This window comes from Actinoplanes sp. NPDC051405 (assembly GCF_055586185.1).
Genome location: NZ_JBVJIR010000026.1, coordinates 1 through 12,616, shown reverse-complemented (window position 1 = coordinate 12,616; position 12,616 = coordinate 1). Strand labels below are relative to the sequence as shown.

At 72.7% G+C, this 12,616-nt stretch carries 12 protein-coding genes; 6 read left to right on the top strand and 6 right to left on the bottom strand.

Annotation, left to right across the window (positions count from 1 at the left end):
* Positions 1 to 57: 57 nt before the first annotated feature.
* Genes ACZ6S4_RS39925 through ACZ6S4_RS39915 form a run of 3 tightly spaced genes read right to left on the bottom strand, consistent with a single transcriptional unit; the run spans position 58 to position 4,110 of the window.
* Positions 58 to 351, bottom strand: a complete 294-nt coding sequence (locus ACZ6S4_RS39925; RefSeq protein ID WP_465479886.1) for a hypothetical protein — start codon at positions 349 to 351, stop codon at positions 58 to 60.
* Between the two features lie 56 nt (positions 352 to 407).
* Positions 408 to 1,781: a M20/M25/M40 family metallo-hydrolase gene (locus ACZ6S4_RS39920; RefSeq protein WP_465479885.1), complete on the bottom strand. Its 1,374-nt coding sequence runs from the start codon at positions 1,779 to 1,781 to the stop codon at positions 408 to 410.
* Positions 1,782 to 1,809: 28 nt separating this feature from the next.
* Entirely contained in the window at positions 1,810 to 4,110 is a 2,301-nt protein-coding gene (locus ACZ6S4_RS39915) for a putative bifunctional diguanylate cyclase/phosphodiesterase (RefSeq protein WP_465479884.1), read from the bottom strand.
* Positions 4,111 to 4,447: 337 nt separating this feature from the next.
* Here ACZ6S4_RS39915 and ACZ6S4_RS39910 point away from each other — a divergent pair, with 337 nt between their 5' ends.
* The 4 genes from ACZ6S4_RS39910 to ACZ6S4_RS39895 all read left to right on the top strand — a co-directional run bounded on the left by ACZ6S4_RS39910 (position 4,448) and on the right by ACZ6S4_RS39895 (position 7,990).
* Positions 4,448 to 5,161 carry a GAF and ANTAR domain-containing protein gene (locus ACZ6S4_RS39910; protein ID WP_465479883.1) on the top strand — a complete coding sequence of 238 codons (714 nt, stop codon included), beginning with the start codon at positions 4,448 to 4,450 and terminating at the stop codon, positions 5,159 to 5,161.
* Positions 5,162 to 5,215: 54 nt separating this feature from the next.
* Complete coding sequence (locus ACZ6S4_RS39905) at positions 5,216 to 5,527, top strand: STAS domain-containing protein (protein WP_360544481.1); 312 nt, start codon at positions 5,216 to 5,218, stop codon at positions 5,525 to 5,527.
* Between the two features lie 74 nt (positions 5,528 to 5,601).
* Positions 5,602 to 6,315 carry a GAF and ANTAR domain-containing protein gene (locus ACZ6S4_RS39900; RefSeq protein WP_465479882.1) on the top strand — a complete coding sequence of 238 codons (714 nt, stop codon included), beginning with the start codon at positions 5,602 to 5,604 and terminating at the stop codon, positions 6,313 to 6,315.
* A 19-nt stretch (positions 6,316 to 6,334) separates the two neighbouring features.
* Complete coding sequence (locus ACZ6S4_RS39895; RefSeq protein ID WP_465479881.1) at positions 6,335 to 7,990, top strand: amidohydrolase; 1,656 nt, start codon at positions 6,335 to 6,337, stop codon at positions 7,988 to 7,990.
* A 6-nt stretch (positions 7,991 to 7,996) separates the two neighbouring features.
* On the opposite strand, the gene ACZ6S4_RS39890 is transcribed toward ACZ6S4_RS39895, so the two are convergent.
* The gene (locus tag ACZ6S4_RS39890; RefSeq protein WP_465479880.1) at positions 7,997 to 8,764 is read right to left on the bottom strand and encodes a DivIVA domain-containing protein; all 768 of its coding nucleotides are present in this window, start codon (positions 8,762 to 8,764) and stop codon (positions 7,997 to 7,999) included.
* A gap of 376 nt (positions 8,765 to 9,140) precedes the next feature.
* Between ACZ6S4_RS39890 and ACZ6S4_RS39885 the strand changes: the two genes are divergently transcribed.
* Positions 9,141 to 9,830 carry a laminin G domain-containing protein gene (locus tag ACZ6S4_RS39885; protein ID WP_465479879.1) on the top strand — a complete coding sequence of 230 codons (690 nt, stop codon included), beginning with the start codon at positions 9,141 to 9,143 and terminating at the stop codon, positions 9,828 to 9,830.
* Positions 9,830 to 10,402 (top strand): choice-of-anchor C family protein, encoded by a 573-nt coding sequence (locus ACZ6S4_RS39880; RefSeq protein ID WP_465479878.1) that lies wholly within the window; start codon positions 9,830 to 9,832, stop codon positions 10,400 to 10,402. The genes ACZ6S4_RS39885 and ACZ6S4_RS39880 overlap by 1 nt, the downstream gene beginning before the upstream one ends.
* Before the next feature lie 27 nt (positions 10,403 to 10,429).
* On the opposite strand, the gene ACZ6S4_RS39875 is transcribed toward ACZ6S4_RS39880, so the two are convergent.
* Positions 10,430 to 10,789 carry a nuclear transport factor 2 family protein gene (locus ACZ6S4_RS39875; protein ID WP_465479877.1) on the bottom strand — a complete coding sequence of 120 codons (360 nt, stop codon included), beginning with the start codon at positions 10,787 to 10,789 and terminating at the stop codon, positions 10,430 to 10,432.
* Between the two features lie 27 nt (positions 10,790 to 10,816).
* Complete coding sequence (locus tag ACZ6S4_RS39870) at positions 10,817 to 12,415, bottom strand: LPXTG cell wall anchor domain-containing protein (RefSeq protein WP_465479876.1); 1,599 nt, start codon at positions 12,413 to 12,415, stop codon at positions 10,817 to 10,819.
* Positions 12,416 to 12,616 lie beyond the last annotated feature (201 nt).

Here is a 12,616-nt window from a genome sequence, read left to right as displayed (position 1 = left end):
CCCGCCCTTAGGTGTCGGTCTGCCTCGACGCCACCCGGGCCTCGGGTAACGGTCCGTTCAGGGCCGCGGGGAGGTCCTGGTCCAGGAGCGTTCGCCGCGCCGGGTGGTCGCCGCGACACACCGCGGGCAGATGAATCGGACCTCGTCGCTCGCGGCCACCACGTCGGTGGCCCGGAAGTCGAACCGCACGTGCGGGAAGCGCCGCAGCCGCGTCCGGCTCAGGGCCAGCCCGCAGACCGTCTGATTGGTGCCGGGCAGCCACGCGTGCACCTCGCCACCCGGCTGCCGGACGCCCTCGGGCGCGACCCACTCGCTCGACGCGGCGACCGCCGCATTCGTCACTCGTGCCATGCCGGCGGATTCCCGCCGGCATCCCGCCTACACCTCCGTTTTTCGGCGGATCGGTGTCAGGCGAGGCGCTGCCAGAGGTACGCGAGCGTCGCCGCCCCGTTGACCAGCATGTCGATGGACACCCGTTCGTCGCTGTCGTGCCAGCGGTCCTCGGGCAGGCCCACGCCGAAGAACACGAGCGGGGCGTCCAGGTGCCGGGCCAGCAACTCGGCCGGGCCACCACCGGCGTTGCCCATCCGCCCGGCCGGTACGCCGAAGCCGTCCTCGACCGCCGCCGCCAGCGCCTCGAGCGCCGGCAGGTCCTGCGGCGTCTCGTACGGCTCCTGCATCGTCTCCTCGGCCACCGTCAGCTGGTGGTCGACGGTGTCGCTGATGGTTTCGGCGACCCAGCGCCGCAGCTGCTCGGCCACGTCGGCGCACCGCTGGCCGGCCACCGTGCGGATGCTGATGGTCGCCGAGGCCACCGCCGGGATCGCGGAGCGGGTGACACCGACCGGGTCCCCGGCGACCATGCTGATGATCTCCGCCGCCGGGCGGGTCCAGAGCTTCTCCAGCACCGTGTAGCCGGCCTCGCCCGTGACGCTGCGGGTCTCCGAGCGTTCCAGCCAGTCCTGCTCGGTGAACGGCAGGGCGGCGAGCTCGGCGCGGCGGCGCTCGGACGGCTCGGCGACCTCGTCGTAGAAGCCCGGCAGCGTCAGCCGGCCCTTGTCGTCGTGCAGGGCGCCCAGCAGCCGGGACAGTTCCACGGCGGCGTTGGGCGCGGGCCCGGAGGCGGCGCCGCTGTGCACGTCGCGGCGGGGGCCGTGCACCTCCAGCTCGGCCATGACCATGCCGCGCACGCTGGTGCAGACGGCCGGGTGGTCGGCCCGCCAGGTGAGGGTGTCGGAGAAGACCACCAGGTCGGCGTCCAGCCGCTCGCGGTGCTCCTCGATCAGCCCGGCCAGGTGGGTCGAGCCGGCCTCCTCCTCCCCCTCGACGATGAGCTTCAGGTTCACCGCGGGCGCCGCCCGGCCGGTCGCCGCGAGGTGGGCCTTGATGCCCCAGAGGTGGCTCAGCACCTGCCCCTTGGCGTCGGAGGTGCCGCGCCCGTAGACCCGGCCGTCGCGTACCGCCGGCTCGAACGGGGCTGTCTCCTCCCACAGCTCGTCCTTGGCCGCCCGCACGTCGTGGTGGCTGTAGATCAGCACGGTCGGCGCGCCCGGCGCGGCACACCACTCGGCGTAGACCGCCGGCGCGCCCTCGACCGGCCAGACCTCGACGGTCGGGAACCCGAGGTCGCGCAGCGCCGCGGCCAGCCAGTTCGCCGACCGGATCAGATCCGGCCCGTGCTCCGGTACGCCGGCCACCGACCGCAGCCGCACCCAGCCGATGAGTTCTTCGACGATGTCGTCCCGCCGGTCGCGGAGGAAGTTGTGGATCAAGCCCGTCATAGCCGGCGACTACCCCCGTGACCGGGGGTCATGCGCCCACGAGCTGAGCTGCGGCGAGGACCTCTGTCGTCTCGGCGGCGCCGGTCGGGCGCCCGAAGTGGTAACCCTGGCCCTTGTCGCAGCCGAGCTCGCGCAGGACGGCGACCTGGGCCGGGGTCTCGACACCCTCGGCGACCGCGGCCAGCCGCAGATTGTGGGCCAGGTCGACGATGGTGCGGACGAACGACAGCTGCCGGTCGGCCGCGCCGGACCCGTCCGCCGGCAGGAACGACCGGTCGATCTTGAGGATGTCGATGGGCAGGTCGCGCAGGTAGGCCAGCGACGAGTAGCCGGTGCCGAAGTCGTCGACGGCAACCCGGACGCCCTGCCGGCGCAACGCGGTGAGCTGGGCGATGGTCCGGTCGTCCCGGTTCGCGGCGCCGACCAGCATGCCCTCGGTGATCTCCAGGATCAGCGCGGTGGGCGGCAACCCGGAGTCCCGCAGCGCCCGGTTCACCGTGGCCGCGTAACCGGGCTCCATGAGTTGGCGGGGAGAGACGTTGACGGTCACCGCCGTACCGTGCTGCCGGTGCCAGCCGGCAGCGTCCCGGCAGGCCTGCCGCAGCACCCATTCGCCGAGGGCGACGATGAGCCCGCTGTCCTCGGCGGCCGGGATGAACCGGTCCGGGCCGACGATCTCGCCCGGCCGGGGGAACCAGCGCACCAGCGCCTCGACCGCGTCGAAACCGCCGGTGCCGAGCGTGACGATCGGCTGGTAGTACACGGTGAACTGCTCGGCGGTGAGGGCGGCGCGCAGCCGGTCGATCAGCTCGGTGCGCTCCAGCTGCTGCTCGCGCAGGCCGGCGTCGTAGGTCACCGCCCGGTCGCGGCCGGCGGCCTTGGCCTCGTACAGGGCCAGGTCGGCGTCGCTGAGGGCGTCGGTGCTGCCGGCCGAGGCGGCCAGCCGGCGTACCCCGATGCTGATCGTCACGTGCAGCCGGTGGCCGTGGATGTCGGCGGGGCGCCGCACCGCGGCCAGGATGTCCGCACAACGGTTGTCGACTGCCTCGGCGTCACCGCACGGCATCAGGACGGCGAACTCGTCACCGCCGAGGCGGGCGAGCAGCGCGTCGGGCCCCACGGTGTACCGCAGCCGCTGCGCGAGGGCGACCAGCAGCGCGTCGCCGATCGGGTGACCCAGGCTCTCGTTGATGTGCTTGAAGCCGTCGACGTCCAGCAGCAACAGGCAGCCGGGATCGTCCCGGTGCGCCCGGGCGCGCAGCTCGCGGTCCAGGTGCAGGCGGTTGGGCAGTCCGGTCAGGGAATCGTGCAGGGCGAGGTGGCTCATCTCCCGTTGCAGGGTGGCCTGGTACTCCACAGCGTCCTGCAGGTCGTCCGCGCGCCGCCGGGCCAGGGCGCTGGCGCGGGTCAGACGGGCGATGAGCAGGACGGAGGTGACCGCGGTGGCGCCGAGCGGCAGGAAGACGTCGATGACGTCGAGCTCTCCCTCGGCGATGTCCTGCACGAGGGCATAGCAGGTGGCCGCCGGGCCGATCAGCACGACCGTCAGCAGACCGGCCATGGTCCACCGGCCGTTGCCCGGCGGCAGGCGGCTGTCGTCGGCACCGGGCTCGACAGCCATCGACGGGTGCAGCGCGGCCGCGCCGAGCAGCACCAGGAACATCAGCCAGCCGGCGGCGCTGAAGGCGGATCCGGCCCACCGGCCGCCGGCCATCACGGCGACGATGTAGGCCACGTCCGCGGCCAGGACCACGAGGACGGCCAGCACGAGGAACTGCTGGGCGCGGCTCAGCGCCCGCGTGGTGAAGCGCAGCCGGACCACCATGGTGAGGACGATCAGGTCCAGGAACGGGTACGCGAGCACGGCGGCGCCGGCCGACCAGTCGTCACGGTCGTTCATGAACGGGTCCAGCAGGAAGACCCAGGCGAGCACGACAGCGGTGCACGCCACGATGCCCGCCTCGCTCATGCCCGCCAGCGCCGCGCCCCGGCGCCGGGATGCCGACAGGGCCGCCACGGCGGCCGCGACCAGGAGGTACATCGAGAAGTAGACGACATCGGTCCAGGTGACCACCGCGTTCAGCACGGTGGCCGGCTGCTGGAGGATCCACCGGCTGTGCGCGACCGCGCCGCAACCCATGCCGGCGGCCAGCAGCCACCAGCCGAGCGGGCGCGCGGGCCGGTGCTGCCGGACGCCGGCGGCCACGGCACCGATGACAGCCAGGCACAGCACGGCATAGGCGGCCTCCCGGCCGGCGGGCGTGGCGAACGCGGCGGCGACAGCCATGACGCTGCCGATCAGCAGGAAGCCCTGCCAGGCCCCGAGCACGCGACGAACCGGCCCAGGCCGGCGGTGACTTCCCGATGCGCTGCGCGCAGCCACCATCTCACCCGCCCCGCTTCGCCGGCCGACCTCAGCAGAGGTCATTTTCCACCGGCCCGGGTGCGGACGGGTTGCGATCGCCCGGATGCCCCGGAGCAATCCGGGAAAGTCCGACGGTTAACCCCGGTGCATCGGGGTAAGCCCGCCGCCTGATCGCTGCCGGGAATCCCCGGCCACGGAAGCCTGTGTCCGCCAGGGGCAGGTCCCGGCCGCTGCGCCACGGCCGGCAGATCCGCCATCATGCCCAGGCCACCGGCCGGGGTGGACAGGGAGTTCGACGCACATGTCAACCGACCGGTTGGATCCCACGGCCGCCTTCGCCGAGCTGGGCCGCATCAACCTCGCCGAGAACGACCTGGAGGGGGTGCTGTCGCGGGTCGCCGACCTGGCCCGGCGCACCGTCCCCGGCGCCGACGAGGTCTCCGTCACCATGGTCCGCGGATCGATCGCCGAGACCGCCGCGTACACCGGGCACCTGGCGTTGACCCTGGACGAATGGCAGTATCAGCGGGGCAGCGGGCCCTGCCTGGAGGCTGCCATCGCGCAAGCGACCGTCTCGGTGCCCGACTTCGCTGACGAAAGCCGCTGGCCGGAGTGGGCCCGGCACGCCGTGGCAGCGGGCGCGCGCAGCTCGCTGTCGGTCGGGCTGCCGATCGAGGAGCAGGTGGGCGGCGGGCTGAATCTCTACGGCGTCCGGGAGGCGGCTTTCGACGACGACGCGGTGCTGCTGGCGCAGACCTTCGCCGGCTACGCGGCGGTCGCCCTGGCCAACGCCGTCCTGTACAGCGTCACGGCCCGCCTGGCCCGGCAGCTGCAGACGGCGATGGCCGGCCGGGCCGTGATCGAGCAGGCCAAGGGCATCGTCATGGGCCGTCGGCGGTGCACCGCCGACGAGGCGTTCGCGATCCTCACCAAGATCTCTCAGGACTCCAACCGCAAGCTTCGCGACGTCGCCGCGACGCTGGTAGCCAAGGCCCAGAGCGGCGACGATCGGTGATCCGCGACAATGGGTGCCGGACGGACGGCCGTGCGAGGACAGAGCGGAGCTGACATGGCATTCGATTGCACCGTGGAGCGCCAGGGTGACACCGTCGTGGTCACCCCCGAGGGTGACATCGACCTGGAGACCGCGACCTACCTGCGCGAGGTGTTGCGGCAGGTGGTGGCGGACAAGCAGGACGGCCGCATCGAGGTCGACATGCACGCCGTGACGTTCCTCGACTCCTCCGGCATCGGCATGCTGGTCGCCGCCCGGCGGGCCGCCGAGCTCAAGGGCATCACCCTGCGGCTGCGGGAGCCCGGGCCGATGGTCCGGATGGTGCTCGAGGTGGCGAACCTCGACGGGCTGCTCATCGGCGCCTGAGCGGGACAGTGGCGTGTAACCCGGCGCACGCCGGGTACCCCAGCGTTCCCCGTGCAGAGCTTGGAGATGTAGTAGTGACTCGATCGCAGCCCCGCGGCAGTCTGGCCGACGCCCTGACCGATCTGGCGGGCACCGCCGACGACGACTCCACCGTCGGCGGGCGGCTGAGCACGATCGTCCAGTTCACGGTCGACATGGTGGACGCGGTGGCCTTCGCCTCGGTGACCCGCCAGGGCGAGAGCGGTTACAGCACGGTGGCGGTGAGCAGTGAGCTCGCCCTGGCCGTCGACGAGGCGCAGTACGCCGACAAAGCGGGGCCCTGCCTCGACGCTCTGGACGGCGGCTCCCCCATCAGCGTGCCGCGGATCGACGCGACGATGATCTGGCCCGGGTTCCGGGACGCCGCGTACCAGCTGGGGCTTCGCTCCTCGCTGTCCATTCCGCTGTTCGCCGGGCGCGGCCTGCCGGTGGCGGCGCTCAACCTCTACAGTCACGACCCGGCAGCCATGGCTCCGCTGAGTGCGGCGGTCCTGGCCGCCTACGACGACGCGCCGGAGGGGCAACCGCCCGTCCTGGTTGACCATCTCTGCCCGGGAGCGCAGGAGCTCGTCGCGGGCCTCGTCGGGTCCTTCGCCGTCCGGGCCACGATCCAACAGGCGATCGGAATGATCATTTCCGACCGGCAGACCAACGCGGACCTGGCGTACGCGCTGCTGCGGTCGCAGGCCGCCGATACCACCGGTTCGCTGCTCGAAGCCGCCACGGCGGTCGTCGCCCAGAGCCGATGAATGCGGCAGTCTCACCACCATGGACACCGCCGGAGTCGGCAGCGCTGATCTGATCTTCACGGGCGGGCCCGTCTTCACCGCCGATCCCGGCCGTGGCCCCGAAACCGCCCTGGCCGTGCGCGGCGGCCGGATCCTCGCCGTCGGCGGTGCCGAGGTCACCGAGCTCGCCGGGCCGCGCACCGAGGTGGTCGACCTGCGCGGGCGGATGCTGCTGCCCGGCTTCCAGGACGCCCACGTGCACGCGGTGATGGGCGGCGTGGAGCTGGGCCAGTGCGACCTGACCGGCACGACGGACCTCACCGAGTATCTCGCCCGGATCGACGCGTACGCGCGGGCCCACCCGGACGATCCCTGGATCGTCGGCGGCGGCTGGTCGATGGAGAGCTTCCCCGGCGGTGTGCCCGGCCGCGAGCTGCTGGACGCGGTGGCCGGTGATCGCCCGGTGTACCTGACCAACCGCGACCACCACGGGGCCTGGGTCAACAGCAAGGCGCTCGCCCTGGCCGGGATCACCGCCGACACCCCGGACCCGGTCGACGGCCGGATCGACCGCGAGCCCGGCGGCGCCCCGAGCGGCGGCCTCCAGGAGGGCGCGATGTCACTGGTCGCGGCAGTCGTGCCGGCGGTGACCCCGGCGCAACGGCTCGCCGGTCTGCTGCGGGCCCAGCGGCTGCTGCACGAGCTGGGCATCACCGCCTGGCAGGACGCGATGCTGTGCGCGACCAACGGCTACCCCGACATCTCCGACGCCTACCGCACCGCGGCCGCCGACGGTTCGCTGATCTCCACCGTCGTCGGCGCGCTCTGGTGGGACCGCGAGCGGGACGCCGGCCAGATCCCCGAGCTCGTGGCGAAACGGGCGGCGTTCAGCGTCGGACGGCTGCGCTGCGGCACGGTGAAGTTCATGCTCGACGGCGTCGCCGAGAACTTCACCGCGGCGATGACGGCTCCGTACCGCGACGGGCACGGCTGCGCGACCGCGAACAGCGGCCTGTCGTTCATCGATCCGGTCGCGTTGCGCGACTACGTCACCGCGGTCGACGCGCTCGACTTCCAGGCGCACTTCCACGCGCTCGGCGACCGGGCCGTCCGCGAGGCCCTGGACGCGATCGCCGCGGCCCGGGCGGCCAACGGCCGGCGGAACACCCGGCCGCACCTGGCCCATCTGCAGGTGGTGCACCCGCGGGACGTGCCGCGCTTCCTTTCCCTGGGAGCCACCGCGACCATCCAGGCGCTGTGGGCGACCCACGAGCCGCAGATGGACGAGCTGACGCTGCCGTTCCTGGATCCGGAGCTGGCCGGGCGGCAGTACCCGTTCGGCGACCTGCACCGCGCCGGGGCGACCCTGGCCGCGGGCAGTGACTGGCCGGTGAGCAGCCCCGATCCGTTGCGGGGCATCCACGTGGCGGTCAACCGGGCCCTGCCGGGCAGCGGCGCCGAGGCGTTCCTGCCGGGACAGCGGCTCGAGCTGGCGACGGCGCTGCGGGCGTACACGTCGGGGTCGGCCTTTGTGAATCACCGGGACGACACCGGGACGCTGCGGACCGGCAATCAGGCCGACCTGGTGGTCCTGGACCGCGATGTCTTCGCGGGCCCGCCGCAGGCGATCGCGGACGCCCGGGTGGCGCTGACCTACATCCGGGGCGAACGCGTGCACGCCGCCCCGGATGCGTGAGAAACCTCAGCGCCCGCTCGGCACCGGCTCGGCCTCGGCGTGCTCGGCGTCCTCAGGCTGAACCTCGACGGTGTCCTCCACCGGCTGGCGCTGCGCCGGGACGACGGCCTCGGCGCTGGAGCCGTGCCGGCCCGCCGACTCGTCCGGCACCGGCAGCTCGCCGATGACCTGCGGCTGGTCCACCCACAGGGCGCGCAGCTGGCCCTGCATGAAGGTCATGAGGCGGCCACGGTACTCCCGGTCGAACTGCTCGAGCGCCTCGATCTGCTCCTGCAGTGCCTCCCGCTTGACGCCGAGGCTGCCGACCACGTCGTCGTAGCGCTGCTTGGCCTGCAGATTGAGCTGCTCGGCGTTGGCCTTGGCCTCGGCAGCAACAGCGTCGGCCCGGGCCTGCGCGTCGAGCACGATCTGCTCGGCGTTGCGGCGGGCCTCCTCGGCGGCCGCGCGGGCGTCCTGGCCGATCTGCTCGGCACCGGCGCGGGCGTCGTAGAGCACCTTGTCGGCCTCGCGGCGCACGTTGTGGGCATGGATCTGGGCGTCGCGGGCGATGTTCTCCGCCGCGGCCAGCGCCTCCGTCCGGATCTTGTCGGCCTCCTGGTGGGCCTTGGCGACGTAGTCCTCGGCGGTGCGCTGGGCCATGGTCAGCACCTGGAGGGCCTGGCTCGGCAGTCCCGGCACGGGCGTGGGCGAGACCAGCGCGTGCTCGGAGGTCGCGCCGTCGGGCGACGTCCCGAGCATGACCTTGACGCGATCCTTCATCCGGTTGTCAGTCACAGGAGACCTCCGTACGTGCGGCTTCACCGCGGCGGCTTCGGTCGACGGGGCCCCTGCCGGGAGGCGGGAGCGGACACGTTCGACGCGGCTGTCGGCCCCCGGCGTACCGGCCGGAACGCTGGCCATGATCGGCGGCATGTTACCAACTTGAACAGGCGGAACGCGAGAAGCCGTTCAGCGGGAGCCGCCAGCCGTTCGGACCGGTCCGGACAAAGAAACGCCTGCTCGTACGGGGTGTGCGCGGCCACCGCCGAACAGCCCCGGCAATCACGCCAGGGCGATTTCGTCGTTATTATGCCGTTGATCCTATTAATGCTGTTTAGCATGGTCCTCACCTGCCGGCAAGCGTGAGGATGCCATGAGAAGTCGCCGCTCGTTGACTGTCTTTCTGACGGTCGGAACTGTCCTGCTGGCCACGGCGGCCACCGCTGACGCCGCCTCCGACCGGCCGGTCGCCATCTGGGAGATGGACGAGCACTCCGGCGCCCGCACCATGACCGACAGCAGCGGCCGCGGGCTGCACGGCCGGATCGGCAGCGAGGTACGGACCGACACCCGCGTCAACGGCGCCACCGGCTACCGCTTCGACCGGCTGGAGCCCGACTCCCCGCCGGCCCGCCCGGGCCACCTGGTGACCGTGCGCGACTCGGACGCCCTCGACCCCGGCACCCGCGACTTCGCCGTGACGGTCCGGCTCCGCACGACCCACAAGTTCGGCAACATCATCCAGAAGGGCCAGGCGACGGTCTCCGGCGGCAACTTCAAACTCCAGATCCCCAGCGGCATCGTCGAGTGCCTGTTCCGCGGCTCGTCCCGCTCACTGGCGGTGTCGTCCCCGCGGCGGCTCAACGACGGCCGCTGGCACACCGTGCGCTGCGCCCGTACGGGCGACGGGGTGACCCTGTTCGTGGACGGCGCGAAGGTGGCCCGCACCGTGGGCTGGACCGGCCGGATCGCGAACTCGTGGCCGGTGAGCATCGGCGGCAAGACCGACTGCGACCAGATCGACGTGGGCTGCGACTACTACGCCGGCGATCTGGACTACGTAGAGATCGACGCGCGCTGATGCATGCGTTGCGCCGTACCGCGGTCGTGGCTTGTGTCCTGGCCGGGGTGGCCGCACCGGCCTCCGCCGCACCCGGCCGCCCGGCCGACGGCTTCGAGCAGCCTGTCGTCCCACCCGGCACCTACGCCACGCGCACCGCGGGCGAGACGTTCGGCCGGTGGACGGTCACCCGCGGCAGCATCGACCAGATCGGCCGCGGCTACTGGCAGGCCGCCGACAGCCGGCAGTCGATCGACCTGAACGGACGGTCCGCCGGCACGATCCGCACGACAGCGGCCACCCAGCCGTCGGTCCGCTACCGGGTCAGCTACTTCCTGGCCGGCAACCCGGCCGGCGGCCCGGCGGTCAAGACCGGCCGGGTCCTGGTCAACGGTACGGTCCGCCAGACGTTCTCCTTCGACACCACGGGCCGGACGTTCGCGGCGATGGGCTACGTCCGCAGGAGCTTCGTCTTCGTCGGCACCGGCGGCCCGGCCACGATCGACTTCGCCAGCACCTCGGGCCCGACGGCGTACGGCCCGGTCATCGACAAGACCTCGGCCGTCCGCTGCCTGACCCTCGCCTGCACCTGACCCCGGCAGCCGGCCGAGGGAGGTCGGCTACACCGGTGTCTGGTGGATGGCGACCACCCGCCACTCGCCGTGCTCGCGGCGGTAGGCGGTCGAGGCGTACCAGGACGACGTCTCCGCCCCGGCGACGCTGTTCAGGGTGTAGGTGACCAGCGCGCCGCCGTCGCCGAGCAGCCGGACCCGGGGATCCTGGATCCGGTTGCGCCGGTCCCGGCTGCCGCTGCCGTTGGCGTACATCTGGAGCACCTGGGCCCGGTCCACCACGCCGTAGTTGCCCATGGCGACGAAGTCGGCGGTGCAGTGCTTGTCGAAGAAGGTCTCGTCGTAGGCCGCGTCCGCGTCGAGCATCTGCTGCTCGATGGCCAGCAGGATCCTGTCGGTCTCACTCATCCGCGCACCGTAGTCCCCGTACCCGGGTCAGGCGGTGAACCGGACCCGGCGCCGGCGTACGAGCAGCAGGCCGGCCGCGCCGGCGAGCAGCAGCAGCGTGCCACCCGCGCCGAGCAGGCCGGCGTTGGCACCGGTCACCGGCAGGCCGCCGCCCTGGCCGCCGCTGAGCTGCACCGAGATCGCCGCCGTGTCGTTGCGGGCGTCGCGGTCGATCGGGTACTCGGTGAAGATCTCCTCGTTGATTCCGACCCGGCCGGCCGCCGCGGACGGGTTCGCCCGCACCTGGAAGGTGAAGTCGAACAGGGTCGACGCCTTGGCCTTGGTCCTGCCCTCCTCGAGCAGGCACAGGTATTCCGACGCCCCGGTGAGGTCGGTGCCGAGGTCCCCGGGCTCCTCACCGTCGGAGACCATCATCGGGAAGCAGCGCTCGTCGACGCCGACGGCCTTGAGCCCGGCCGGGACGACGATGTGGGTCGACGGGTCGGTGTTCTCGAAGGTCCAGTGGTAGAGCGTGCCCGGCCCGTTGTTTCCGAAGCCGACACGGGCCGGCACCTTGTCGCCCGGCTCGCCGGTGACGGTGGCACCGACGGCGGCCAGGTCCGACCGGCGGCCGCCGACGACGAACTCGCTGACCAGGATGTTGTTCTTCGGGTCGGTGTCGACCTGGCTCGCCGCGGCCCGCGCCGCGCTCTTCGCCGCCACGGCCCGCAACCCGACGGCGGGACCGGTGCCCTTCGGGCCGAGCGTCTCGTCGTCGAGGTCGGGCGCGATGTCGATCAGTTCCTGGAAGTCGGCCGGGGTGTACCAGCCGCCGAGGGCGCTGGCCCGGGAGCCGGCCGCGGCGTCGGCCGGGATCTTCAGGCGCATCGGCGTGGTCAGCTCGTAGGTCGAGCCGGCGGCCAGCTCGTCGTCGAAGGTGCAGACGGTCAGGATGCCGTACCGGCAGTTGCCGAAGCCGGCGCCCGGCGACAGGCTGGGGTCCCAGCCCAGCATGACCAGCACGACGCTCTTGACCGGCGTGGTCCCGACGTTGGACACGCGCAGGCCGGCGTCGACGTTCGCGCCGGCCGCCACGGTGCGCGGGGTGCTGATGACGCCGGCCAGGTCGACGCCCTCGCCGATCGTCACCGTCGACGCGGTGGTGACCTCGGGCAGGTCGTCGAGCCGGGCGCTGAACGCCAGCTCGCCGTGCGCGTCCTGAGTTGCGCCGGCCTTCGCGGTGACCTCCAGGGCCATCAGGGCCACCAGATTGGTGCCCGGTTCGAGCTCGAAGTGTCCGGTGAGGATGCAGCTGATGACCGTGCCGCTGCGGCCGCAGGACTGCTCGTCACTCAGCTGGAAGTCGTCGGCCGCGACCACGGTGGCGATATCGGCGACGCCGGCGGTGTCCACGCGCACGGTCATCTTCTCGAACGCGATGGGTGCGCCGCCCGGCCCGTCCGGCACGTCGATCCAGGCGAAGAGCGGGGTCGCCTTGGGCACCGAGCCGGCCACCGCGATGTCCGGGAAGTGCAGCCGCACGGCAGGGTCCGCGGCCAGCGCGGGCGTCCCGGGTACGGCCAGGGCCGCGACCGCCGTCAGGGCTGCCGCCGATCCGGTCAGCAGGCGGTGCAGGGCGCGGCGCATGGTGGTGGTTCCTCCCCGTGAACGACAGAGCCGCGTGAGCATAAGCGGGGAAGATCATCTAGCGAGCCCACCGTTCGGTCAGCTCCGGCTCTCCGGTCGACCGGGTACGGCGGCGGGGGGGGGGGGGGGGGGGGGGGGGGGGGGGGGGGGGGGGGGGGGGGGGGGGGGGGGGGGGGGGGGGGGGGGGGGGGGGGGGGGGGG

What these genes read in the sequence shown, in the direction of transcription:
- ACZ6S4_RS39925 (WP_465479886.1), bottom strand. Translation starts at nt 351, where the DNA reads ATGGCACGAGTGACGAATGCGGCGGTCGCCGCGTCGAGCGAGTGGGTC.
- ACZ6S4_RS39920 (WP_465479885.1), bottom strand. Translation starts at nt 1,781, where the DNA reads ATGACGGGCTTGATCCACAACTTCCTCCGCGACCGGCGGGACGACATC.
- ACZ6S4_RS39910 (WP_465479883.1), top strand. Translation starts at nt 4,448, where the DNA reads ATGTCAACCGACCGGTTGGATCCCACGGCCGCCTTCGCCGAGCTGGGC.
- ACZ6S4_RS39905 (WP_360544481.1), top strand. Translation starts at nt 5,216, where the DNA reads ATGGCATTCGATTGCACCGTGGAGCGCCAGGGTGACACCGTCGTGGTC.
- ACZ6S4_RS39895 (WP_465479881.1), top strand. Translation starts at nt 6,335, where the DNA reads ATGGACACCGCCGGAGTCGGCAGCGCTGATCTGATCTTCACGGGCGGG.
- ACZ6S4_RS39880 (WP_465479878.1), top strand. Translation starts at nt 9,830, where the DNA reads ATGCATGCGTTGCGCCGTACCGCGGTCGTGGCTTGTGTCCTGGCCGGG.
- ACZ6S4_RS39875 (WP_465479877.1), bottom strand. Translation starts at nt 10,789, where the DNA reads ATGAGTGAGACCGACAGGATCCTGCTGGCCATCGAGCAGCAGATGCTC.
- ACZ6S4_RS39870 (WP_465479876.1), bottom strand. Translation starts at nt 12,415, where the DNA reads ATGCGCCGCGCCCTGCACCGCCTGCTGACCGGATCGGCGGCAGCCCTG.